Origin of the sequence: Actinoplanes siamensis (assembly GCF_016862395.1) — a bacterium.
In the GTDB taxonomy this organism is placed as follows: domain Bacteria; phylum Actinomycetota; class Actinomycetes; order Mycobacteriales; family Micromonosporaceae; genus Actinoplanes; species Actinoplanes siamensis.
In genome coordinates, this window is record NZ_BOMW01000032.1 from 25,057 (window position 1) to 47,038 (window position 21,982).

The window sequence follows — 21,982 nt, forward strand, 5'->3', positions numbered from 1 at the left end:
CGGGAGACCCCTGTGAAGAAGCAGCCCTCGGTGTTGATCACCGATGCCGCGCGGAGCCCCAGCGATCAACTGCGTAGCCGGGAGATCCGCTACGTGACGATGATGAGCGTCCGGGCCGGCTGTCTGATCCTCGGCGGGGTGCTGATCAGTCTCGAGGTGCCGCTGCTGCCGCTCTGGCTGATCCTGTGCGCGGCCGGGATGGTGTTTCTGCCCTGGGCGGCGGTGCTGATCGCCAACGACCGCCCGCCCAAGACCAAGGAGGAGCGGGCCGCCGACGCGGCGGCCCGCGAGCGCCGGCAGCGGGCCCTGGCCGAATCGGCGGCGGTGGAGACGCCGGAGCCGATCACCATCGACGCGGAGATCGTCGAGCCGGACAAGAACCCGTGAGAAGCACGTTCCTGTTTCGTACGTCCGCTGTGGTCCGGGCCGCCGCTTCCGCCGGGACCCTTGCGGGCTGAGCCGGCCGCCGGCGCGCCCGGCCGGGAGGGCGGCGTCCGTGGTGGGCGCGCTCAGCCCGCGAGATTCGGCCGGGCGGCGTCCGTGGGTGGGCGTGATCAACCCGCGGGATGCGGCCGGGCCCCCAACCGCTGGACGGCGGCGGCGCCCAGGGCCGCCCCGGCCGCCAGCGCGTCCGGCGGTTCCGCGCCGGTCAGCCACGCGCCCAGCAGACCGGCGGCGAAGGCGTCGCCCGCCCCGGTCGGGTCCAGCACCCGCACCGGCGTCGCCGGAGCCGACCAGGTGGCCCCGTCCCGGGCCGCCCACACCGCGCCGCCGGCGCCCTGTTTCACCACTGCATGCTGAACGAATCCGGTCAGGTGGGTCGCCTGTGACGTGGCGTCGCCCGGTCCGGCCAGCACGTCGGCCTCGTCCGCGTTGCACAGGAGCAGGTCCACATCCCGTACCCAGGCGAGGAAGTCCCCGGCCCCGGCGTCGCGCAACGGGGCGGCGGACGCCGCGTCGACGCTCACCGTGAGCCCGAAGTCGCGGGCGGCCGTCAGGGCCGCCCGGCCCGCCGGCCGGGACCCGGCGTGCAGCAGCGGATATCCGGACAGATGCAGGTGGCCGCCGGGCGCCGCGGCCGTGAGCACCGCTGTCACGTGCCCCGGGTCGAGCAGCAGGCAGGCGCCCCGGTCGGTGATCATGGTGCGCTCGCCGGCGCCGGTGAGCACCACCACGCTGCCGGTGGCCGCGCCCGGGCACACCTGGATCGCGTCGCCCACCCCGGCCGCGGCCAGCTCGGCCACCCGGTCCCGGCCGGCCTGGTCGTCGCCGACCGCCGCGACGAGCGTCGCCGCCCGCCCGGCATGGGCCAGCCAGGCAGCGGTGTTGGCCGCCTGGCCGCCGCCGCTCACCCGGATCGCGGCCGCGGTGTCCGAACCCGGCCGGATCGGGCCGTCGTGCTCCACCAGCACGTCGGTGACCAGATCACCGACGACGATCACCGGGCCCACGGCTCAGGCCGGCACGGAGAAGCCCACCGGCGCGGCGGTCCCGGCGCTCTCGGCGGCCGCGATCCGGGCCGCGAGGGCGGCGTTGCGCAGGATGATCCGCACGTTGGTGGCCAGACTCCGGCCGTCGGTGCTGGAGTGGAAGTGCGCCAGCAGGAACGGGGTGACCGCCTTGCCGGTGACGCCCTGTTCGGCCAGCAGCGCGAGCCCCGAGGCCAGGGTGCGGTCGTGCAGCTCCGGGTCCAGCTGCTCGTCCGTGGGCAGCGGGTTGGCGAGCACCAGCGCGCCCTCGGTGACCTCCTGGTCGCGGCGCGCCCGGATGAAGTCGGCCACCTGCTCCGGCGAGTCCAGCTGCCAGTCGACGTCGAAGCCGCCGTCGGTGATGAAGAAACCCGGGAAGCGCCGGGTGCCGTACCCGGCCACGGAGACGCCCAGCGTCTCCATCCGCTCCAGGGTGGCGCCCACGTCGAGGATCGACTTGACCCCGGCGCAGACCACCACGATCGGGGTCCGGGCGAGCGCGGTCAGGTCGGCCGACTCGTCGAACGTCACATTCGCCTCGCGGTGCACCCCGCCGAGGCCGCCGGTGGCGAACACGCCGATCCCGGCCGCCGCGGCGACCGCGCTGGTGGCGGCGACAGTGGTGGCGCCGTCCGCCCGCCTGGCCGCGGCGATCGCCAGGTCCCGCACGGACAGCTTGGCCACGTCGCCGGCGAGCGCCAGGTGCTCGATCTGCGCGTCGTCCAGCCCGGCGATCAGCTCACCGCCGATCATCCCGATGGTGGCCGGGACGGCGCCGTTGTCCCGGACGGTCTGTTCGATCTCCCGGGCCACCCGCAGATTGTCCGGGTGCGGCAGGCCGTGCGAGATGATCGTGCTCTCCAGGGCCACCACCGGCCGGCCCTCCCGGCGCGCACGGGTCACGTGGTCGCCGTAGCGAATAGCGAAGTCAGTCACGATCACCAAGGTACGGCCCCAGGCAGGCCTGTTGTCGTTGGACCGGTCAGGCGTGAGGTGCAAGACTTGTCGGCTGGAGGTTTTCCTCTCCGACCTTTAGTGAACTCCCGAAGGGCAGATACCTGTGAGCACCCAGATCCTCGAGCGTCCGGAGACCAAGGACGCCGACACCGGTCCGGAGATGTTCCACTACGTGCGCAAGGAGAAGATCGCGGAAAGTGCCGTGATGGGCACCTACGTGGTGGCGCTGTGCGGGGAGACCTTCCCGGTGACCAAGACCCCCAAGCCCGGCTCGCCGGTCTGCCCGCAGTGCAAGGAGATCTACGAAGCCATGAAGGCCTGATCGGGGCGTGACGGGCGGATACGCACTGCTCGTCGCGGATCTGATCGGGGTGGCGGTGTTCGCCGCCTCGGGCGCCTCGGCCGGCGTCGCGAAACGCCTCGACCTGTTCGGTGTGGCGTTCGTCGGCTTCGCGGCGGCGCTGGGCGGGGGCATCCTGCGCGACCTGACGATCGGCGCGGTCCCGCCGCTGGCCTTCGCGGACTGGCGGTACGCGATGACCGCGGTGCTCGCCTCGCTCGCGGTGTTCTGGCTGCACCCGAGACTGAACCGGGTGCGGCGGACGGTGCTCGTCCTGGACGCCGCCGGGCTGGGCCTGTTCACCGCGACCGGCACGCTCAAGGCGATCGGCGCCGGGGTGCCGCCGGTCGGCGCCTGCCTGCTCGGCATGCTCACCGCCATCGGCGGTGGACTGACCCGCGACCTGCTGACCGGGGAGATCCCGATCGTGCTGCAACGCGACATCTACGCGAGCGTCGCCCTGGGCGGGGCGATTCTCGTCACCGTCCTGCACCGGCTCGGCTGGACCGGGCTGGTTCCGCTGGTCACCGCCGCGGCATTGATGACCGGGCTGCGCCTGCTCGCGCTCTACCGCCGCTGGTCGGCGCCCGTCGCGGTGCCGTAACCGGCGCGTCGCACCGGTCCACGGCTATGCTGGAACCTCGCCTCCGCGACCTGCGCCGCGGAGGTTTTTCCATGGACTGAAGGGATCACCGGAGCTTGAGCCCGTCTCTGCCCAATCTGGAGATCTTCCCGCCCCTGCGGGCTTGGCAGCGCAAGGCGATGGTGGAATACCTGCGCCGCCGGTCCGAGGACTTCATGGCCGTGGCGACCCCCGGCGCCGGCAAGACCACCTTCGCGTTGCGGCTGGCCGCCGAGATGCTGGTCGACGGCACGGTGGAGGCGGTGACCGTGGTCTGCCCCACCGAGCACCTGAAGACCCAGTGGGCTCAGGCGGCGGCCCGGGTGGGCATCCAACTCGACCACAGGTTCCGCAACGCCGAGGTCCACTCGTCGCGGGACTTCCACGGCGCGGTCGTGACGTACGCCCAGGTCGGCATGGCCCCGCAGGTGCACAAGCGGCGCACCGTCACCCGGCGCACCCTGGTCATCCTGGACGAGATCCACCACGCCGGCGACTCGCGCAGCTGGGGTGACGGGGTCAAGGACGCGTTCGAGCCGGCTGAGCGGCGCCTGCTGCTGACCGGGACGCCGTTCCGCTCCGACGAGAACCCGATCCCCTTCGTGCAGTACGAGCGGGGCATGGACGGCATCCAGCGCTCGAAGGCCGACTCGGTGTACGGCTACGCCGACGCGCTGCGGGACCGGGTCGTGCGGCCGGTCATGTTCATGGCGTACTCCGGCGAGACCCGCTGGCGCACCAACGCCGGTGACGAGTTGGCCGCACGCCTGGGCGAGCCGATGACCAAGGACCTGATCGCGCAGGCCTGGCGGACCGCCCTGGACCACCGCGGCGAGTGGATGCCGCAGGTGATGCGGGCCGCCCACAACCGGCTGCTGCGGGTCCGGGAGGGCATGCCGGACGCCGGCGGGCTGGTCATCGCCAGCGATCAGACCGCCGCCCGGGCGTACGCGAAGCTGCTGCACGACCTCACCGGCGAGGCGCCCACGGTGGTCCTCTCCGACGACGACGGCGCCTCCGGCCGGATCGCCGAGTTCGCCGCCTCCGACAAGCAGTGGATGGTGGCGGTCCGGATGGTGTCCGAGGGCGTCGACATCCCGCGCCTGGCCGTCGGGGTCTACGCCACCAGCGCCTCCACGCCGCTCTACTTCGCCCAGGCGATCGGCCGCTTCGTCCGGTCCCGCCAGCCCGGCGAGACCGCCACGGTGTTCCTGCCCAGTGTGCCGCACCTGCTCGGGCTGGCCAGCGAGATGGAGGCGGAGCGCAACCACGTGCTCGGCGCGCCCAAGGAGTCCGACGGCCTGGACGACTCGCTGCTGGAGCGGGCGCAGAAGTCCGAGGACGCGATCGGCGACCTGGAGAAGCAGTTCGAGGCGCTGTCCGCGACCGCGGAGCTGGAGCAGGTCATCTACGACGGCACGGCGTTCGGCCTGCCGGCCCGGACCGGCACCGCCGAGGAGGCCGACTACCTGGGCCTGCCCGGCCTGCTCACCCCGGACGAGGTGTCCATGCTGCTCAACAAGCGGCAGTCCGAGCAGCTGGCCGCGCAGAAACGGCAGGAACGGAACACGCCGGAGCCGCCTCCGGTGGAGAAGGTGGTGCCGATGAGCGCGGGGGAGCGCCGGGCCACCCTGCGACGCCAGCTGAACACCCTGGTCGCGGCGCACCACCACCGGACCAACCTGCCGCACGGCAAGATCCACGCCGAGTTGCGCCGGCTCTGCGGCGGGCCACCCAGCGCGCAGGCCACCATCGAGCAGCTCGAGGAGCGGATCGCCACCATCCAGACCCTCTAGCGCTCGCCTCCCGCGTCGTACGCGGCCTCCTGGTTCCGGCCCTGCTCTCCCTCGCCTCCCGCGTCGTACGCGGCCTCCTGGTTCCGGCCCTGGTTTCCCTCGCCTTGCGGCGCTTCCGGCCGATCAGAGCGTCCGGAGGTGACGCCGGTGCGGGATACCACACAGCACGCGGTACGCCTGCTGGAGCGCGCCCAGAGCGGCGATCCGGCCGGCGCCCTGGCCGAGGCCGAGACCGTCCTGCGGGCCGTCACCGGGGACCTGGTGGACGGGCCGGCCTGCATGCACTTCGTCCGGGTGGTGGCGCACATCGCCCAGACCGACCCGCGCGGCGCCATCGCCGCGGTCGAGCCGATGCTGGTGGCGGCCGTCCGCGAGGGCAGCGGCGGCTGGCAGGCCTGCGCCCTGGCCAGCCGGGCCTGGCAGCGCCTGCGGCTGGGCGAGGTGGACGCCGCCGAGCACGACCTCGACGGCGTGCTGCGCGACCTGGTCTCCGCCGAGATGCTGGCCGCCGGCGAGACCGATCCGGTGGCCGCGGTGAACTCGCGGGTCGCGGTCGGTATCGGCTACTACGAGCTGCGCCTGTACGAGCTGGTCGAGCCCCAGTTCCGCGGCGCCTACGAGATGAGCGCCGCGGACTGCGGGTCCAACGGCAACCGGGCCATGTGGCTGCTGAACCTCGCCGAGATGCATCTGCGGTGGGCCCTGGAGCTCTACCAGGTCCACCGGGCGGACGAGGCCGAGTCACACACCGCCGAGGCCGAACGGCACGCGGTACGGGCCGCCGCCGAGGTCTCCGGCGACGACGCGTCGGTCTGGCGCGACAACGCCCTGCTCTACGCCGCCTGTGCGCGCGCCGACCGCCACGACCCGGCCGGCGCCGCTGCCGACATCGAGCGGTACACCGCCCGGCTGCGGGAACGCGACTTCACCCCGGAGGCGCTCGCGCTGAGCCGCCCGTTCCACGCGGTGGCGCTGCTGCGCTCCGGCCACCCGGAGGCGGCCGTGGACGTGTTGACGGCGGCCGTGGAGCTGCTGCCCCCGGACGCCGACTGGCTGGTGTCGGCCAGCACCCACCGGACCCGCGCGGTGCTGATGGCCCATCTGGGCTCCCGGGACACGACGTCGACCCTGGCGTACGGCGACAGCCTGGCCGCCGCCCTCTGGCGGCAGCGGCTCAACACGCTGCACGCCGCCCGGACCATGCACGATCTGGCTGTGCTGCGGGCGCAGCACGAGCAGGTGGCCCGGGCCGCGGACCTGGACCCGCTGACCGGCATCGCGAACCGGCGGGCCTTCGACCGGGCGGTGGAGCTGGCCGCCGGCCGGCCCGGCGAGATCGCGGTGCTGCTGGTGGACACCGACAACTTCAAGACGATCAACGACACCCGTGGTCATGCCGCCGGCGACGAGGCTCTCCGGGCGATCGCGGCGGCGCTGGCCGGCCAGGTCGCCCCCGGTGATCTGATCGCCCGGCTGGGCGGGGACGAGTTCGCGGCTCTGCTGGCCGGCGCGGACACCACGGCGGCGGTGGGGGTGGCCTCGCGGATGGTCCGGGCGGTCCGCGACATCCCGGACTGCATCGCGACGGTCAGCGTCGGGATCGCTCTCGCCCCGGGCGCGGCCGTCCGCTCCGCCGTCCACCGGGCGGACATCGCCATGTACCGCGTGAAACGCCACGGCGGCGACGGCATCGAGGTGGACCCCGTCCCAGCCCTCCGTCCAGCCGCCTGATACACCCCCCAGCCACCGGTCTCCGGCTGGCCCCCGGCGGTGCCTCGCGCGCCCTGAGCCCCGGCCGCACGCTCGGAGCTGGCACACAGGGGTGTCTCGCGCGGCTCGAGCCACCGCTCGGTGCCAGCCGGGTAGGTTCGGCTGGGTGGAAGTGTCTCGGGGGCGTTGAGAGGCTTGTGGAGGCCAGCTGGTGGGCCGGCCGCCGCCTACACAGGTGCCGGGCCTGCCAGACGTGGGCGGCGGGCCACTGGGCGTGGTCGGCGGGGCATGGCTGACGTGGTCGGCGGGGTGTGGGGCGTGGCTGACGTGGTCGGCGCGGTGCCGGGCGTGCCTGACGTGGTCGGCGCGGTGCCGGGCGGCGTGTGGTCGCGTCGGCCGGGGACGGGAGGCGCCCGCGGTGCTTTCCGCGGCGCGGTGCGCATGCTGAAGGGGCGCCCCGCGGGAGGCGCCCCTTCAGTACCGCGTCTTCAGTTGGGGACCGCTGTTGCTTCTAGTTGCTGGAGTTCGACATCATGTCCGCGCCGCGCCAGGTGAACTCCGGATCGGCGGAGAACTGCACCGCGATCTTCACCAGGTCCTCGGCGTAACGGTTGGCGTGGTGGCCACAGAACACCAGTTCGCCACCGCCAGCGAGGGTCAAACGGAGCTTCCCGGCTGCATTGCAGCGGTCGCACCGTTCATCGGCTGCTGGGCCGGCCAGATTTCCCGCCGGCGGCGTGAGAGTCGGGGTCATCGCCTTCCTCCTCTGTTCGTCACCGATGAACATGTTCCTCGGCTACTGCTCACACATCGTGCAACACCCTGCGCCACTGCGGCCTTCCCAGAGTGCCCCGGGGGGACCGACGTCACACCGGTTCCGCCTAGTGTGCCGTGATCCCAGGGTGCCACGTCAACGATCACTTCTGCACAACGGTCTGATCACCACCCATTGATGAACGGGTGGTGACCAAACGGACACGGAAAGTTGACTGAAAGTTCTAGTCGAGGTAGTCGCGCAGGACCTGCGACCGCGACGGGTGCCGCAGTTTCGACATCGTCTTGGACTCGATCTGGCGGATCCGCTCGCGGGTCACGCCGTACACCTGGCCGATCTCGTCCAGCGTGCGCGGCTGGCCGTCGGTGAGGCCGAACCGCAGCCGGACCACGCCGGCCTCCCGCTCGGAGAGCGTCTGCAGCACCTGCTGGAGCTGGTCCTGCAGCAGCGAGAAGGAGACCGCGTCGACCGCGACGACCGCCTCGGAGTCCTCGATGAAGTCACCGAGCTGGCTGTCGCCCTCGTCACCGATCGTCTGGTCCAGGGAGATGGGCTCACGCGCGTACTGCTGGATCTCCAGCACCTTCTCCGGCGTGATGTCCATTTCCTTGGCCAGCTCCTCCGGGGTGGGCTCGCGGCCCAGGTCCTGGAGCAGCTCGCGCTGGATGCGGCCGAGCTTGTTGATGACCTCGACCATGTGCACCGGGATGCGGATGGTGCGCGCCTGGTCGGCCATCGCGCGGGTGATCGCCTGCCGGATCCACCAGGTCGCGTACGTCGAGAACTTGTAGCCCTTGGTGTAGTCGAACTTCTCGACCGCGCGGATCAGGCCCAGGTTGCCCTCCTGGATCAGGTCCAGGAACGCCATGCCACGCCCGGTGTACCGCTTGGCCAGGGAGACCACGAGCCGCAGGTTCGCCTCGAGCAGGTGGTTCTTCGCCCGCTCGCCGTCCCGGTTGATCCACTTGAGGTCGCGCTCGAAGTTGCGCTCGAGCACCTCCTCGCCCTCCTCCGCGGCGCGCAGCCGCTCGGCGGCGTAGAGACCGGCCTCGATCCGCTTGGCGAGCTCGACCTCCTGCTCCGCGTTGAGCAGCGGAACCTTGCCGATCTGCTTGAGGTAGGCACGGACCGAGTCGGCCGAGGCGGTCAGCTCCGCGTCGCGGCGGGCCTGCTTGAGGGCCTCGGACTCCTCGTCGTCCCATTCGAAGTCGCCGTCGGTGGCCGAGCTGGCGGCGTCGGAGACGGCGGCCGCCACCATCGCGGCCGGCTCCTCGACCACCACGTCCTCGATCTCGGCGGCGAGCTCCTCGGGATCGATCTCCTCGCCCTCGGGACCCTCCTCGCCGGGCTTGGCGGCCTTGGCCGGCGTCGCCTTGGCGCCCGCGGCCTTGGCGCCCTTGGCCGCCGTGGCCGCCTTGCGGACCGGAGCGGACTTCTTGGCCGGCGCCGCCTCGCCGCCGGCCGCCGGAGCGGCCTGCTTCGGGGCGGGCGTCGCCTTCTTGGCCGGCGCGGCCTTGGCGGTGGTCGCCTTGGAGGCCGGGGTGGCGGACCGGGCGGCCGCGACCTTGCGGCGGGTGCTGGCCGAGCCGTCGACGACGACGGTGATGCCGGCGTCCACCAGGCCGCGCAGGATCTTCTTGGCCTGTGCCGGGTTGACGGCTGCGGACTCGAGCGTGTGCGCGACCTGGGCCGAAGTGAGCTGCCCGCCCGCACCCTGAGCATGGGTGATCAGGGCCTCGGTGAGAGAGCGAACGTCGGCACCGTTCTGGTGGGCTTCTGTCACGAATGACCTTCCGGAGGCGATGAGTTGGGCACGGCCATGGTCCAGCGCAGCACGCGGGGGCGAGTCTCGCCGGAGTCGATTTGGGAGCCCCCGGGCCACGGATCGTCGCCGCAGTGAGTGTCCGTGAACGTGGGCAGGGGTGAATTGTAGCGCCGTCTCACGGGATCCTCCCCCCGCAGCACGCCGCCGGGGGCCGACGACCTCGTCGGAGACCCTCCGGGCGAGAATCGTAATCGGCGGAAAGGACCCATACGTGAGCGAGATTTCTCCAGAGCGGTTGCTGTCGATCGCCGTCCGCGTGGCCCGGGAGGCGGCGGCCACCGCGCAGCGGATGCGCGACGAGGCGATCGGCGACGTGCAGACCAAGAGCACCAGCACGGACGTCGTCACGGCGGCCGACAAGGCGGTCGAGCGCCAGGCGGTGGCGGCGCTGACGGCGGAGCGGCCCGGGGACACGGTGCTCGGCGAGGAGTTCGGCGGTGCGGCGGGCGCGGAGCCGGGCGCGGTCCGCTGGATCCTGGACCCGATCGACGGCACCGTCAACTACCTGTACGGCCTGCCGCAGTACGCGGTCTCGCTGGCCGCCGAGGTGGACGGCGAGGTGGTGGCCGGGGTGGTGCGCAACGCCGCCACCGGCGACGAGTGGACCGCGACCAAAGGCGGCGGCGCCTGGCGCGACGGGAGACGCCTGAGCTGTTCCACGGAGACCGACCTGGGTCAGGCGCTGATCGGCACCGGCTTCGGCTACGACGCCCGCCGGCGGGCGCATCAGGGGCGCGTCCTGGCCCAGATGATCACCCGTGTGCGCGACATCCGGCGACTGGGTGCGGCATCCCTCGACCTCTGCCTGGCCGCGGAGGGCAGACTGGACGCGTACTTCGAGAAAGGTCTCAACCCGTGGGATCACGCGGCCGGTGGGCTGATCGCGGCCGAGGCCGGGATGGTGGTGACCGGCCTGGACGGCGCCCCGGCCGGTCCCGAGATGGTGCTGCTGGCCCCGCCTGCGCTTCACCCGGTGCTGCACGACCTGTTGGTGGAGGTGGACGCCGCGGGCGGCCCGTGAGGGGCACGGGCCGCCCGCGAGGCTCAGCCGTCCTCGGGCTTCTTGGCGGCCGGCTTGACGCAGGCGCCGGGCGGCAGGGTCGGCTCGCCGATCTCGACCAGCGACTGGTTGACCTCGGTGGTCGTCGCGAGCGACTGGAACTGGTTCCCGATCACGATCTCGACGACCTCGCCCTTGCGCTTGGCGCTGTAGACCAGCTTCGACTGGGCGAGGAAGTACGCCTGGACGAGCTGGGCCTTGCCGACCGCGTCCGGGCCGTACCGGATCTCCGCGACGCCCTTGTACTTGGTCTTGCTCTTGCCGGGCTCCTGGACGGTGAACCGCCGGTTCTTGAACTCGGTGGACACGCTGTCGGCCAGGCCGGCGGTGTTGGTGCCGTTGAGGACCTTGAGGGTCACCTCGGCGGGATCGTCGGGCAGTCGCACGTCCGCGAGCGGGGCGCCGTCCGGGCAGTTGGCGCCGTTGGCGATGTCCGCCTGCTTGTCGCGGACCAGCGCGACGATGACGAAGACGATCGCGGCCACGGCGAGCACGCCGACGACGACGAGCGCTCGGACGCGCGCAAAGCTCATGGGTTTTGCTCCAGGATCAGGCGACAGGTCCCGGTGAGGTCGCCGGGCCTGTCGAGAGGTTAACGTCTGTCCGCCAGGCGCGCGGAAACAGGGAATGCTTCCGGCGTGCCGACGATGATCCAGAGGCTGGTACCCCTACTTTGATGTCGCCTCAGTCACATCGGGAACAATGTGCCGCCAGTGGGCGTACAACTCTGCCGCGACAGCGGTAAGGTTCCGCGCTCGCCAGGCCCCGTCCTCGGTGTCCGAACGAGTGTCAGAAATCGTCTGGCGGAACCGGGAACCGAAACCATGTCACCGGCGTTACTAACGCCAAGTGACACATCGATACAGGAGAGTGAAGACCGATGGCCACCGACTACGACGCCCCGCGTCGCGATGAGGTCGACCTCGGCGAGGACAGCCTCGAGGAGCTCAAGTCCCGCCGTGCAGACTCCCAGTCCGGCTCGGTGGACGTGGACGAGGTCGAGGTGGCGGAGAGCTTCGAGCTGCCCGGCGCCGACCTCGCCGACGAGGAGCTGACCGTCAAGGTCCTGCCGATGCAGACCGACGAGTTCCGTTGCTCGCGCTGTTTCCTCGTGCACCACCGCAGCCAGCTGGCGACCGAGCGGAACGGTGAGCTGATCTGCCGCGAGTGCGCCTGACCGGCGCGCTCGTGCGCGGAGCAGCTCCGCCCGGCGCCCGCCGCCGGGTGGTGAACGGGGATTGACACGGGGTTTGACCCTGAGGCGGAACCGGGCACAGTACCGGCGACGACGACGGGGAGGACGACGATGAGTGAACCGGACCGCGTGACCGGCTCGGAGCCGCCCGCGATCGGCGCCGACCCGCTGGAGACGCCGGAGGAGGCCCGCGCCGACGAGGAGCTGGGCCGCACCGTCGCGGCTCTGACCGCCGACGACCTGGAGTCGTCCGGCCGGCGGCGCCTGCTCGGCCGGCTGGTCGGCGACGTGCGCCGCCGGGGCGTGGGACAGCTGTTCAAGCCGAGGGCAGCCCTGCGCTGGATGGCCGACGTGGTCGCCGATGTCGCGCCGCACATCCCGGTCCGCGACCGGGAGACGCTGCGCCGGCACTTCCCCGGTCTGGACGACGACGCCCTGGCCGAGCGGCTGGTCCGCAACGCGGCCCGGGCCACGGCCGGCGTGGGCGCGGCCGGCGGCGGGGTCGCCGCCGTCGAGTGGGCCGCGGCGCCCATCCTGCTCTCCGCGCCCGTGCTGCTGTCCGCGGAGACGATCGCCGTGGTGGCGATCGAGATGAAGCTGATCGGCGAACTGCACGAGGTGTACGGCGAGCCGGTCCCCGGCAACGGCACCGAGCGCGCGCTCGCCCTGATCCAGTCCTGGGCCGGCCAGCGCGGGGTCAACCCGCTGGTGCCCGGAACGGGGGTGGCCACCGTGCTCGGCACCGCCGCGCGCGGGGAGCTGCAGAAGACGCTGTTGCGCCGGTTCGGCCGCAACCTGACCTCGATGGGCCCGCTGCTGACCGGCGCCGCCGTCGCCGGTTACCTGAACCGGCGGGCCACCCGCGCGGTCGGCGAGAAGGTCGCCGCCGACCTGCGCAAGCGCGCGCTCAAGAGGCCTGACCGGCGCGCGCTCGGCGGCTGACGGCGAGCAGCGTGGTGGCCAGCTCGACCGGCCGCCGGGTGCTGACCACCCAGAACGGGGTCGGGTCGGCCGGGTCGTCGAGCAGCACCTGCACGGCCGTGCCGATCCACGGGCGCTGGACCACGAAGGCGAGCGGATGCGCGCCCACGCCCAGCGCCTCCCGCTTGCCGGCCGCGTCCAGCGCGACCACGTCGGCGATCGCCGAGACCGGCAGCCGCGCGTCGTCGACCAGCAACTCGCCGTCGCGCACCGCGACCCGCAGCCGGCCCAGCGGCAGCAGGAGCAGGACGGCGAGCGGGAGGAACACCGCCCACGGCGCCCAGCCGGGCAGATCCGGCAGGCCCAGGCTCAGCTCGACGGCCACGACGGCGCCGGTCAGCAGGGCCGCCGGCCACGCCCACCACGGCAGACCGAGGCGCTCCTCAAAGGTTTCCGGGGGCGTGGGTGTCACCCTCGAAGGGTACGGCGTGCCTCCGTGGCGCGACGCGGCAGGATGGCAGGGTAGGCACCGACCTTAGGCCGTACCAGTGTGAGGAACCCTTCCGTGACCGACCCCGTGATCCAGGTCCGCATGATCGACCCGGACCTCCCGCTCCCGGCCTACGCGCACCCGGGTGACGCCGGCGCCGACCTGGTCGCCGCGGAGGACGCGGAGATCGCGCCGGGGGCCCGGGTCAAGGTGCGGACCGGCATCGCGGTCGCCATCCCGGACGGCTTCGTCGGGCTGGTCCACCCGAGGTCCGGGCTCGCCGCTCGCCTCGGGGTGACGGTGCTCAACGCGCCCGGTACGGTCGACGCCGGTTACCGTGGCGAGATCCTCGTCAACCTGATCAACCACGACCGGGCACAGACGGTGAAGATCTCTCGTGGTGACCGGATCGCCCAGCTCGTCGTCCAGCGGGTGGAGCGGGCGGTGTTCCACCTGGTGGACGCCCTCGACGACACCTCCCGGGGCGCGGGCGGGCACGGCTCGACCGGCGGCCACCAGGCCCTCTGAGTGATTCGAAGAAGGAAAGGCTGGCAGTGATGTTCTCCCGTAAGCGTGGTGGCGCCAAGCACGTTCGCGCGGCCGACGCGCCGCCCTCCGAGGCGCTCGCCCAGAGCCTGGCGGCCGACGGGGAGCCCCCCGCGCCCGAGTTCGGCCCGTGGGACGTCCGGCACGCCCCGGGCGACGTGCAGCGGCTCGACCTGGGCAGCCTGCAGATCCCGGCGATCGAGGGCGTGGAGGTGCGGGTGCAGGCCAACCCGGACGGCGGGGTCGAGCAGGTCGTCCTGGTGGACGGCGAGAGCGCCCTCCAGCTCGGGGTGTTCGCGGCGCCGCGTACCGAGGGCATCTGGGACGAGGTGCGCGAGGAGATCGCCACCGCGATGGCCGCCGACGGCGTCCAGCCGCGCGAGGTCACCGGGCGGTACGGCACCGAGCTGCTCGCCCGGGTGAACACCCCGGACGGTCCGGCCGACGTGCGCTTCGTCGGGGTGGACGGCCCGCGCTGGATGGTCCGGGCGCTCTACCAGGGCGCGGCGGCCGCCGACCCGTCCCGGGAGGGCGTGCTCGGTGTGGCGCTCCAGGGCCTGGTCGTGGTTCGCGACGACGAGCCGCGCCCGGTGCGCGAGCCGTTGCCGCTGCGGCTGCCCAAGGAGATGGCCGAACAGAACCCCGCACAGCAGGTGTGAGGCCCGATCGGGTTACCGTGAAGTCATGACCACCGACGAGCGCACCGGCCTGCGCCGGTTCCTGGACCGGTTGACCGCGACCGACTCCGAGCTCGACGCCCGGGAGCTGCAGCGTGACGCCGCCAAGTGCGGCGCCGTGCCGGCCGGGGAATGCCGGCGGGGACAGGTCGTTTCGGTGTCCGGGCGACTGCGCACCGTGGCGTACACTCCACGCACCAACCTGCCCACCCTGGAGGCCGACCTCTGGGACGGCAGCGACGTGGTCACGCTGGTCTTCCTGGGCCGCCGGTCGATCGCCGGCATCGAGCCCGGGCGCCAGATCACCGCGCGCGGCCGGGTCGCGATCCGGGATGACCGCAAGGTCATCTACAACCCGCACTACGAGCTGGAGGCGCCGCGGTGACACCCGGCAACGAGCCGCGCCACGTGGCGCACGAAACCGTCGAGGAGCGGCTCGCCGAGGACATCGTCGAGGAGCTCGACCTGCACCCGGTGCCGGACGAGAAGGCCGGCGAGGACGAGCCGCTCCCCTCGATGAGCGAGCAGATCGCCGAACAGCTCGGCGGTGTGCGGGGGCTGATCGAGTCGAGCATCCCGGTGCTCGCCTTCGTGGTGCTCAACGTGCTGTTCGGCGATTCGGTGCTGGGCCTGGAGAAACGCAGCGCGCTGCTCTGGGCGATCGTCGGCTCGGTCGGCTCGGCGGTCGCCATCGGCGCCGTCCGGCTGGCCCGCAGGCAGCCGGTCCGCCACGCGGTGAACGGGCTCTTCGGCATCGCGGTCGGCGCCTGGCTGGCCTGGCGGACCGGGGACGCGAAGAACTTCTACCTCCCCGGCATTCTGCTCACCTTCGGGCAGGCCGCGGTGCTGCTGCTCTCGGTCGTCTTCCGCAAACCGCTGATCGGGTACGCGTGGGGCATCATGGCCAACAAGGGCCGCCAGGACTGGTTCGGCAACACCCGGCTCTTCCGGACCTTCCAGTGGCTCACCCTGGTCTGGGTGGCGTCGCTGAGCCTGCGCGCCGGCATCCAGTACTACCTGTGGGCGATCGGCGAGGCGAACGCGCTCGGCATCGTCCGGATCCTGGTGAGCTGGCCGATCTACGCCGCCACGTTCGCCCTCACCGCCTGGGCCATCCACCGGGTGACCTCCGCCCAGCAGGCCGGCCTCGAAGAGGCCTAGGCCCTTGGGCGGACCCGGCAGCCCGCGCTGAAAGCAGCCCAGGGCCTAGGCGGAGCCCAGCACCACGGCGCGGATCTGGTCCTCCACCTCGCTGGTGCACACGAAGATCAGCTCGTCGCCGGCCTCCAGCGGGTCGTCGGGCGTCGGGACCACGACCCGCTTGCCGCGCAGGATGGCGACGAGCGCGGCGTCCCGTGGCATCGGCACCGCGCGCAGCGGCTGACCCTCGTACGGCGCGTTCCTCGGCAGGGTGATCTCCACCAGGTTGGCCTCACCCTGCCGGAAGGTCATCAGGCGGACCAGGTCCCCGACCGTGACCGCCTCCTCGACCAGCGCGGCCATCAGGCGCGGCTTGCTCACCGCCACGTCGACGCCCCACTGCTCGGTGAACAGCCACTCGTTCTCCGCCCGGTTCACCCGGGCCACCACCCGGCCGACCGCGAACTCGGTCTTGGCCAGCAGCGACACCACCAGGTTGGCCTTGTCGTCGCCGGTCGCCGCGACCACCACGTCGCAGGACGCGACGTCGGCCTCCTCCAGGCTGCTCAGCTCGCAGGCGTCGGCCAGCACCCACTCCGCCTCGGGCACCCGTTCCGGGCAGAGCTGCCGGGGCTGCCGTTCGATCAGCATCACCTGGTGGCCGTTGCCGATCAGTTCCTGAGCGATGGAGCGGCCCACGTTGCCGGCTCCCGCGATGGCGATGCGCATGTCAGTGCCCCTCGTTCCCGGCGCGTCCGGCGATGTCCATGACCTTGCCCACGGTCTCGTCGGTGACCAGCATGAAGACCTGGTCGCCGTCCTGCAGCACGGTGGACGGCTGGGCCAGCGCGCCGACCCCGAAGCGCAGCAGGTACGCCACCCGGGCGCCGGTCTGCTCCTCGAGGGTCTTCACCGTCCGGCCCACCCAGTCGGAGTGCAGCGGCACCTCGACGATGCTGACCACACTGGTCGGGTCGCGGAACACCTCGTTGAGGTCCTCGGGGACCAGGAAGCGGAACATCCGGTCGGCCGCCCAGCGGATGGTGGCCACCGTGGGGATGCCCAGCCGCTCGTACACCTGGGCCCGCTTGGCGTCGTAGATCCGGGCGACGACCCGGGAGACGCCGAACGTCTCGCGGGCCAGCCGGGCCGAGATGATGTTGGAGTTGTCGCCGCTGGAGACGGCCGCGAAGGCGTCGGCCCGCTCGATGCCGGCGGCCCGCAGCACGTCCCTGTCGAAGCCGATGCCGTTCACCGTGATGCCGCCGAAGTCGGAGCCCAGCCGGCGGAACGCGTCGGCGTTCTGGTCGATCACGGCGACCTGATGGCCCCGCGCGTCGAGATTCTGTGCCAGCGTGGAACCGAGCCGGCCGCACCCCATGATCACCACGTGCACGGTTCGTGCCCTCCCCGATCGCCTACCATCCCTGATGAGCGTGCCATGCCCCTCTGCGGCACGTTGTCCGGGGCGGGCAACAGCCGCACGCGTGCGGCCGTACCCTTGGCACTCGTGGCAAGTACCACCTCCTTAGCCAAGCGGCTGCTGCTCGGCCGGCCGTTCCGCTCCGACAGGCTGCAGCACACGCTGCTGCCCAAGCGGATCGCCCTGCCGGTGTTCGCCAGCGACGCCCTGTCCAGCGTGGCCTACGCGCCGGACGAGATCCTGCTGACCCTGTCGATCGCCGGGGCCAGCGCCTTCGCGATCTCGCCCTGGGTGACGCTCGCGGTCGCGGTGGTGATGGTGACAGTGGTCGCCAGCTACCGGCAGAACGTGCACGCCTACCCCTCCGGCGGTGGCGACTACGAGGTGGCCACGGTCAACATCGGGCCCCGCGCCGGTCTCGCCGTGGCCAGCGCGCTGCTGGTCGACTACATCCTGACCGTCGCGGTGTCGATCTCCTCCGGGGTCAGCAACCTCGCCTCGGTGGTGCCCTGGGACTCGATCGGGGTGCACAAGGTCGAGATCGCGGTCGGCGCGGTGCTGCTGCTGACCGCGCTGAACCTGCGGGGCCTGCGCGAGTCGGGGACCGCCTTCGCCGTACCGACGTACCTCTTCATCATCGTGATCGTCGGCATGATCCTGACCGGGCTGTTCCGCGTCTTCGTCCTCGGCGAAGATCTGCGGGCGCCCAGCGCCGGGCTGACCATCACCGCCGAGGAGAGCCATCTCACCAGCTTCGCGTTCGTCTTCCTGCTGTTGCGGACGTTCTCCTCGGGCTGCGCGGCGCTGACCGGGGTGGAGGCCATCTCCAACGGCGTGCCCGCGTTCAAGCCGCCGAAGAGCCGCAACGCCGCCACGACGCTGCTGCTGCTGGGCGGCACCGCGATCGTGATGCTGTTCGGGATCGTCTCGCTGGCCCGGATGACCCGCCTGCAGTACGTGGAGGACCCGACCACGCAGATCCTGGCCGGCCCGCCGAACTACGAGCAGAAGACGGTCACCGCGCAGCTCGCCGAGACCGTCTTCGGCCACGGCTCCTGGCTGGTCGTGCTGGTCGGCGGGGTCACCGCGCTGATCCTGTTCCTGGCCGCGAACACCGCGTTCAACGGCTTCCCGGTGCTCGGCTCGATCCTGGCGCAGGACCGGTACCTGCCCCGCCAGTTCCACACCCGGGGCGACCGGCTGGCGTTCAGCAACGGCATCGTCTTCCTGGCCGGCGCCGCGATCGTGCTGATCGTCGCGTTCCAGGCGGAGACCACCCGGCTGATCCAGCTCTACATCGTGGGCGTGTTCGTGTCGTTCACGCTGTCCCAGGCCGGCATGATCCGGCACTGGAACCGCCTGCTGCAGATCCACCGCGATCCGGAGCGCCGCCGCCAGATGATCCGCTCCCGGGCGATCAACGGGTTCGGCATGGGGCTGACCGGGGCCGTGCTGATCGTCGTACTGATCACCAAGTTCCTGCTCGGCGCGTGGATCGCGATCGCCGCGATGATCGTGATCTACGCGCTGATGCTGGCCATCCACAAGCACTACACCCGGGTCGCCGAGGAGCTGCGGCCCACCGAGGAGCGCCCGGTGCTGCCCTCCCGCAACCACGCCGTGGTGCTGGTCAGCAAGGTGCACATGCCCACGCTGCGGGCGCTCGCCTACGCCCAGGCCACCCGCCCGGACACGATCACCGCGGTCACCGTGAACGTGGACGACAAGGACACCCGGGTGATCCAGGGGGAGTGGGAGCGCCGGGAGCTGCCGGTCCCGCTCACCGTGATCGACTCGCCGTACCGGGAGATCACCAAGCCGATCATCGACTTCGTGAAGAGCGTGCGCCGTGCCTCGCCCCGGGACGTGGTCACCGTCTTCGTCCCGGAGTACGTGGTCGGCCGCTGGTGGGAGAACCTGCTGCACAACCAGAGCGCCCTGCGGATCAAGGGCCGGCTGCTGTTCGAGCCCGGGGTGATGGTCACCAGCGTGCCCTGGCAGCTGCGCTCCAGCCAGGACCGCGACCTGGACCGGCTGGACCGCGGGCTGAGCCGGGCCCCGGCGCGTGGTCCGCGGACCAGGCCGGCCGCGCCGGTAGCCGAACCGAGTGGTGGGGAGAGGCCGTGACCGTGCCGTTCGAGGACGACCTCGTCGAGGGCGACCGGATCGAGCTGACCGTCGGCGCGCCGGCCCACGGCGGGCACTGCGTGGCCCGGCACGGCGGGCCGCACGGCCGGGTGGTCTTCGTCCGGCACGCGCTGCCCGGCGAGCGGGTCACCGCCGAGATCACCGAGCGGCACCGGGGGTACCTGCGCGCCGACGCCGTCGAGATCCACGAGGCCTCGCCGGACCGCGTCCCGCCGCCCTGCCGCTACGCCCATCCGGGTGGCTGCGGCGGCTGCGACCTGCAGCACGTCGCGGCCGACGCGCAGCTGCGGTGGAAGACCCAGGTGGTCCGGGAACAGCTGGGCCGGCTGGCCGGGCTGGCGCCCGAGGACCAGGACAAGATCTTCGCCGGTACGGAGCCGCTCTCCGCCGATCTGCTCGGCTGGCGCACCCGGGTGCGGTACGCGGTCGACGCCGCCGGCCGCCCCGGCCTGCTCCAGCACCGTTCGCACCAGGTGGTCCCGATCGACAGGTGCCTGATCGCCCATCCGGCGATCCAGGAGCTCGACCTGCTGCAGCGCTCCTGGCCGGACTCGGCCGCGCTGCAGGCGGTGGCCTCCGGCGACGGCGACGTCGTCGCGCTGGAGCGCCGGGCCGGCACGTCCCGGCCGTCCGGCGACGACCCCACCGAGGACCCGGGCGGATCCGAGCTGGTCCGTATCGCCGGCCCGGAGCGGGTCACCGAGGTGGCCGGCGGGCGCGCCTGGGAGCTCCCGCCGGAGGGCTTCTGGCAGGTGCACCCGGAGGCCGCGGCCACGCTGATCGCCGCGGTGCTGGACATGTTGCGGCCGACCGCCGGCGAGATCGCCTGGGATCTGTACGGCGGAGCCGGCCTGTTCGCCGCCGCGGTGGCCGAGCGGACCGGCGCCCGGACCACGGTGGTCGAGTCGTCGCCGCTGGGCGTCCAGGCCGCGCGGGCGAACCTGGCCGACCTGCCGCAGGTCGAGGTGGTGCAGGCAGCGGTCGAGACGGCTCTGAGCCGCCGCCGGATCACCGGCCCGGTCGACCTGATCGTGCTGGACCCGCCCCGGGCCGGAGCGGGCGCCCGGGTGGTCCGGGGGATCGCGGCGGCCGGGGCGCGGGCGGTCGCCTACGTCGCCTGCGATCCGGCGGCGCTGGCCCGGGACGTGAAGACGTTCCGGTCGCTGGGCTGGGAGCTGGCGGAGCTGCGCGCCTTCGACTGCTTCCCGATGACCCAGCACGTGGAGTGCGTCGCCCTGCTGCTGCCGGCGTAGGGCTGGTCCGGTCGGGCCGGATCCCGGCGCGCCTGGGGAGCGGCGGAACCGGGCGCAGAGCCCTTTGCGGTGCTCGGCGTACCGGTACGCGGCGTGAACCCGCGCCGGCCCACCGGAGGGTGGGCCGGCGTCCGGTCACGGGTTGGCGCGCTCCGCGGCGGCCACCGCGTTGCGGAACAGCATGGCCACGGTGGTCGGCCCGACCCCGCCCACGCGCGGCGTGATCGCCCCGGCCACCGCGGCGCACGACTCGTCCACGTCGGGCAGCAGCCGGCGGCCCTCGTAGCGCACCCCGCCCCCGATCACCACGGCCCCCGGCCGCACGTGCTCCGGCTGGATGATCCCGGGCACGCCGGCCGCCGCGATCAGGATCTCCGCGCGCCGGGTGTACCGCGGCCAGTCCCGCACTCCGGTGTGCACCACTGTCACCGCGGCGTTCGCGGTCGGCCGCTTCTGCGCCAGCAGCATCGCCAGGGGCCGGCCGAGCGTGGCGCCGCGACCGAGAATGACCACCTCACGGCCGGAGACTTCCACCCCGTGGTGGGCCAGCAGCGCCTCGATCCCGGCCGGCGTGCAGGGCAGCGGGCCGGGCAGCCCCACCGCGAGCCGCCCCATGTTGAGCGGGTGCATCCCGTCGACGTCCTTGTCCGGGTCGAGGGTCTGCAGCGCGGCGTCGTAGTCCAGGTGCGCGGGGATCGGGTACTGGATGAGGACGCCGTGCACGCTCTTGTCGTCGTTGAACTCACGGATCACCGTCAGCAGGTCGGCCTGGGTGACGTCGCCGCCCAGATGCCGGTGCGGCGACTCGAAGCCCAGCTCACCGGCCTGCTTCTGCTTGATCCGGATGTAGCCGGCGCTGGCGTCGTCGTCGCCCACCAGGATGGTCGCCAGGCTCGGCCGGATCCCGCGCTCCTTGAGCCGCGCGACGCGCTCGCGCACGTCGGCCAGCACGGCCTCGGCGACGGGCGCGCCGGGCAGGAGGCGTGCTGTTGTCTCGGTGGTCATGTCTTTCGCTCCTCGGCCGGGGAGCCCAGGCGGTCGACTCCCGTGACGAGCTCCCCGATGGTTCGACCATCCCCGTGCCGCCAGTCGCTGCGTCCCTCCAGGATGCCGGACGCGCGTCCGCGGCGGGCCGCCGGGGTCCGGCCGGCTCGCCGCGCCTGCCGGCGGCGGTTCCCGAACCGTGCCGGCGTGGACGGGCCGGCGGCGGCCGGGTGTGCCTGCGGGTGCGCGTCGCCGGTCTCGGGGATGACCGCTCGCAGCCGGCACGAGGCACGCCTGCGTGTGCTTCGGCGCAGGTTGCCGGGATGACCCGCTCGCAGCCGGCACGAGGCACGTGCGGCGGAGCGAGGACCGCGCCGTCAGGCGAACAACGCCGCGAGGCCGGCCACCAGCACCGGAAGCAGCAGCAGGGCGGTGAGCAAGTGCCAGCTCGCCGAGTGACCGAAATTGAGCGTCCAGCCGAAGCCGTTGCGCCGGGGGACGAGCAACGCCGGGTCGGCGCGGTTCACGTAGAGGAAGCCGTGCCAGCCCGGCGCGAGGTCCCGGGCCTGGTTCGCCACTTGGCGGACGGCCAGGACCAGCAGCGTCAGCGCCAGGGCCAGGACGACCAGCCCGGCCAGCACGGGAGGCACG

At 72.6% G+C, this 21,982-nt stretch carries 24 protein-coding genes and 1 riboswitch; of the genes, 14 read left to right on the forward strand and 10 right to left on the reverse strand.

Annotated elements, in window-relative coordinates:
- Positions 1-12 precede the first annotated feature (12 nt).
- On the forward strand, positions 13-387 hold the full coding sequence (locus Asi03nite_RS16925) for a DUF3099 domain-containing protein (protein WP_203680851.1): 375 nt from the start codon (positions 13-15) through the stop codon (positions 385-387).
- Between the two features lie 167 nt (positions 388-554).
- On the opposite strand, the gene Asi03nite_RS16930 is transcribed toward Asi03nite_RS16925, so the two are convergent.
- Together Asi03nite_RS16930 and Asi03nite_RS16935 are read right to left on the reverse strand one after the other, a co-directional pair.
- Positions 555-1,442: a carbohydrate kinase family protein gene (locus Asi03nite_RS16930; RefSeq protein ID WP_373872123.1), complete on the reverse strand. Its 888-nt coding sequence runs from the start codon at positions 1,440-1,442 to the stop codon at positions 555-557.
- A 12-nt stretch (positions 1,443-1,454) separates the two neighbouring features.
- Entirely contained in the window at positions 1,455-2,405 is a 951-nt protein-coding gene (locus Asi03nite_RS16935; RefSeq protein ID WP_203680854.1) for a pseudouridine-5'-phosphate glycosidase, read from the reverse strand.
- 118 nt (positions 2,406-2,523) lie between these two features.
- Between Asi03nite_RS16935 and Asi03nite_RS16940 the strand changes: the two genes are divergently transcribed.
- The 4 genes from Asi03nite_RS16940 (at position 2,524) to Asi03nite_RS16955 (ending at position 6,915) form a co-directional block, all read left to right on the forward strand.
- A complete protein-coding gene (locus Asi03nite_RS16940) occupies positions 2,524-2,748 on the forward strand; it encodes a DUF3039 domain-containing protein (RefSeq protein WP_203681005.1) in 225 nt (74 codons plus the stop codon).
- Between the two features lie 7 nt (positions 2,749-2,755).
- Positions 2,756-3,370, forward strand: coding sequence for a trimeric intracellular cation channel family protein (locus tag Asi03nite_RS16945; RefSeq protein ID WP_203680855.1), 615 nt, complete (start codon positions 2,756-2,758; stop codon positions 3,368-3,370).
- A 95-nt stretch (positions 3,371-3,465) separates the two neighbouring features.
- A complete protein-coding gene (locus Asi03nite_RS16950) occupies positions 3,466-5,184 on the forward strand; it encodes a DEAD/DEAH box helicase (protein WP_203680856.1) in 1,719 nt (572 codons plus the stop codon).
- A gap of 147 nt (positions 5,185-5,331) precedes the next feature.
- Entirely contained in the window at positions 5,332-6,915 is a 1,584-nt protein-coding gene (locus Asi03nite_RS16955) for a GGDEF domain-containing protein (RefSeq protein WP_203680857.1), read from the forward strand.
- A gap of 490 nt (positions 6,916-7,405) precedes the next feature.
- Here the strand turns inward: Asi03nite_RS16955 and Asi03nite_RS16960 are convergent, their stop codons facing one another.
- Positions 7,406-7,648, reverse strand: a complete 243-nt coding sequence (locus Asi03nite_RS16960; RefSeq protein WP_203681007.1) for a DUF7455 domain-containing protein — start codon at positions 7,646-7,648, stop codon at positions 7,406-7,408.
- A gap of 244 nt (positions 7,649-7,892) precedes the next feature.
- Positions 7,893-9,452 carry an RNA polymerase sigma factor gene (locus Asi03nite_RS16965; RefSeq protein WP_203680858.1) on the reverse strand — a complete coding sequence of 520 codons (1,560 nt, stop codon included), beginning with the start codon at positions 9,450-9,452 and terminating at the stop codon, positions 7,893-7,895.
- A 253-nt stretch (positions 9,453-9,705) separates the two neighbouring features.
- Here Asi03nite_RS16965 and Asi03nite_RS16970 point away from each other — a divergent pair, with 253 nt between their 5' ends.
- Positions 9,706-10,515: an inositol monophosphatase family protein gene (locus Asi03nite_RS16970; RefSeq protein ID WP_203680860.1), complete on the forward strand. Its 810-nt coding sequence runs from the start codon at positions 9,706-9,708 to the stop codon at positions 10,513-10,515.
- A 23-nt stretch (positions 10,516-10,538) separates the two neighbouring features.
- Here Asi03nite_RS16970 and Asi03nite_RS16975 read toward each other — a convergent pair whose 3' ends face one another.
- Complete coding sequence (locus Asi03nite_RS16975) at positions 10,539-11,087, reverse strand: LytR C-terminal domain-containing protein (RefSeq protein WP_203680861.1); 549 nt, start codon at positions 11,085-11,087, stop codon at positions 10,539-10,541.
- Between the two features lie 347 nt (positions 11,088-11,434).
- Here Asi03nite_RS16975 and Asi03nite_RS16980 point away from each other — a divergent pair, with 347 nt between their 5' ends.
- Together Asi03nite_RS16980 and Asi03nite_RS16985 are read left to right on the forward strand one after the other, a co-directional pair.
- A complete protein-coding gene (locus tag Asi03nite_RS16980) occupies positions 11,435-11,731 on the forward strand; it encodes a DUF4193 domain-containing protein (protein WP_067689470.1) in 297 nt (98 codons plus the stop codon).
- 129 nt (positions 11,732-11,860) lie between these two features.
- Complete coding sequence (locus tag Asi03nite_RS16985; RefSeq protein WP_203680863.1) at positions 11,861-12,691, forward strand: hypothetical protein; 831 nt, start codon at positions 11,861-11,863, stop codon at positions 12,689-12,691.
- On the opposite strand, the gene Asi03nite_RS16990 is transcribed toward Asi03nite_RS16985, so the two are convergent.
- Positions 12,657-13,142: a DUF3093 domain-containing protein gene (locus Asi03nite_RS16990; RefSeq protein ID WP_203680864.1), complete on the reverse strand. Its 486-nt coding sequence runs from the start codon at positions 13,140-13,142 to the stop codon at positions 12,657-12,659. The two genes, Asi03nite_RS16985 and Asi03nite_RS16990, sit on opposite strands and share 35 nt — an antisense overlap.
- Before the next feature lie 120 nt (positions 13,143-13,262).
- Between Asi03nite_RS16990 and dut the strand changes: the two genes are divergently transcribed.
- From dut to Asi03nite_RS17010, 4 genes are read left to right on the forward strand one after another with little or no spacing between them, the layout of a single operon-like run.
- Positions 13,263-13,688 (forward strand): dUTP diphosphatase, encoded by a 426-nt coding sequence (dut, locus tag Asi03nite_RS16995; protein WP_203681009.1) that lies wholly within the window; start codon positions 13,263-13,265, stop codon positions 13,686-13,688.
- 29 nt (positions 13,689-13,717) lie between these two features.
- Positions 13,718-14,365, forward strand: a complete 648-nt coding sequence (locus Asi03nite_RS17000) for a DUF3710 domain-containing protein (RefSeq protein WP_203680865.1) — start codon at positions 13,718-13,720, stop codon at positions 14,363-14,365.
- Positions 14,366-14,390: 25 nt separating this feature from the next.
- On the forward strand, positions 14,391-14,768 hold the full coding sequence (locus tag Asi03nite_RS17005; protein WP_203680866.1) for an OB-fold nucleic acid binding domain-containing protein: 378 nt from the start codon (positions 14,391-14,393) through the stop codon (positions 14,766-14,768).
- A 23-nt stretch (positions 14,769-14,791) separates the two neighbouring features.
- Positions 14,792-15,544 carry a DUF3159 domain-containing protein gene (locus Asi03nite_RS17010; RefSeq protein ID WP_239102741.1) on the forward strand — a complete coding sequence of 251 codons (753 nt, stop codon included), beginning with the start codon at positions 14,792-14,794 and terminating at the stop codon, positions 15,542-15,544.
- A gap of 45 nt (positions 15,545-15,589) precedes the next feature.
- Here the strand turns inward: Asi03nite_RS17010 and Asi03nite_RS17015 are convergent, their stop codons facing one another.
- Positions 15,590-16,252, reverse strand: a complete 663-nt coding sequence (locus Asi03nite_RS17015) for a potassium channel family protein (RefSeq protein WP_203680868.1) — start codon at positions 16,250-16,252, stop codon at positions 15,590-15,592.
- Position 16,253: 1 nt separating this feature from the next.
- On the reverse strand, positions 16,254-16,919 hold the full coding sequence (locus Asi03nite_RS17020) for a potassium channel family protein (RefSeq protein ID WP_203680870.1): 666 nt from the start codon (positions 16,917-16,919) through the stop codon (positions 16,254-16,256).
- Positions 16,920-17,033: 114 nt separating this feature from the next.
- Between Asi03nite_RS17020 and Asi03nite_RS17025 the strand changes: the two genes are divergently transcribed.
- Positions 17,034-19,073, forward strand: coding sequence for an APC family permease (locus Asi03nite_RS17025; RefSeq protein ID WP_203680872.1), 2,040 nt, complete (start codon positions 17,034-17,036; stop codon positions 19,071-19,073).
- Positions 19,070-20,347, forward strand: a complete 1,278-nt coding sequence (locus tag Asi03nite_RS17030; RefSeq protein WP_373872124.1) for a class I SAM-dependent RNA methyltransferase — start codon at positions 19,070-19,072, stop codon at positions 20,345-20,347. The genes Asi03nite_RS17025 and Asi03nite_RS17030 overlap by 4 nt, the downstream gene beginning before the upstream one ends.
- A 135-nt stretch (positions 20,348-20,482) precedes the next feature.
- Here the strand turns inward: Asi03nite_RS17030 and Asi03nite_RS17035 are convergent, their stop codons facing one another.
- The gene (locus Asi03nite_RS17035; RefSeq protein ID WP_203680874.1) at positions 20,483-21,352 is read right to left on the reverse strand and encodes a bifunctional 5,10-methylenetetrahydrofolate dehydrogenase/5,10-methenyltetrahydrofolate cyclohydrolase; all 870 of its coding nucleotides are present in this window, start codon (positions 21,350-21,352) and stop codon (positions 20,483-20,485) included.
- Positions 21,353-21,368: 16 nt separating this feature from the next.
- Positions 21,369-21,450, reverse strand: a riboswitch (ZMP/ZTP riboswitch).
- 258 nt (positions 21,451-21,708) lie between these two features.
- Positions 21,709-21,981 (reverse strand): DUF5808 domain-containing protein, encoded by a 273-nt coding sequence (locus Asi03nite_RS17040; protein ID WP_203680876.1) that lies wholly within the window; start codon positions 21,979-21,981, stop codon positions 21,709-21,711.
- Between the last annotated feature and the right edge of the window lies 1 nt (position 21,982).

Excerpts from the sequence above, each read along its gene's own strand:
- Asi03nite_RS16960 (WP_203681007.1), bottom strand. The coding sequence starts at position 7,648 with ATGACCCCGACTCTCACGCCGCCGGCGGGAAATCTGGCCGGCCCAGCA.
- Asi03nite_RS16975 (WP_203680861.1), bottom strand. The coding sequence starts at position 11,087 with ATGAGCTTTGCGCGCGTCCGAGCGCTCGTCGTCGTCGGCGTGCTCGCC.
- Asi03nite_RS16980 (WP_067689470.1), top strand. The coding sequence starts at position 11,435 with ATGGCCACCGACTACGACGCCCCGCGTCGCGATGAGGTCGACCTCGGC.
- Asi03nite_RS16985 (WP_203680863.1), top strand. The coding sequence starts at position 11,861 with ATGAGTGAACCGGACCGCGTGACCGGCTCGGAGCCGCCCGCGATCGGC.
- dut (WP_203681009.1), top strand. The coding sequence starts at position 13,263 with ATGATCGACCCGGACCTCCCGCTCCCGGCCTACGCGCACCCGGGTGAC.
- Asi03nite_RS17000 (WP_203680865.1), top strand. The coding sequence starts at position 13,718 with ATGTTCTCCCGTAAGCGTGGTGGCGCCAAGCACGTTCGCGCGGCCGAC.
- Asi03nite_RS17005 (WP_203680866.1), top strand. The coding sequence starts at position 14,391 with ATGACCACCGACGAGCGCACCGGCCTGCGCCGGTTCCTGGACCGGTTG.
- Asi03nite_RS17015 (WP_203680868.1), bottom strand. The coding sequence starts at position 16,252 with ATGCGCATCGCCATCGCGGGAGCCGGCAACGTGGGCCGCTCCATCGCT.
- Asi03nite_RS17035 (WP_203680874.1), bottom strand. The coding sequence starts at position 21,352 with ATGACCACCGAGACAACAGCACGCCTCCTGCCCGGCGCGCCCGTCGCC.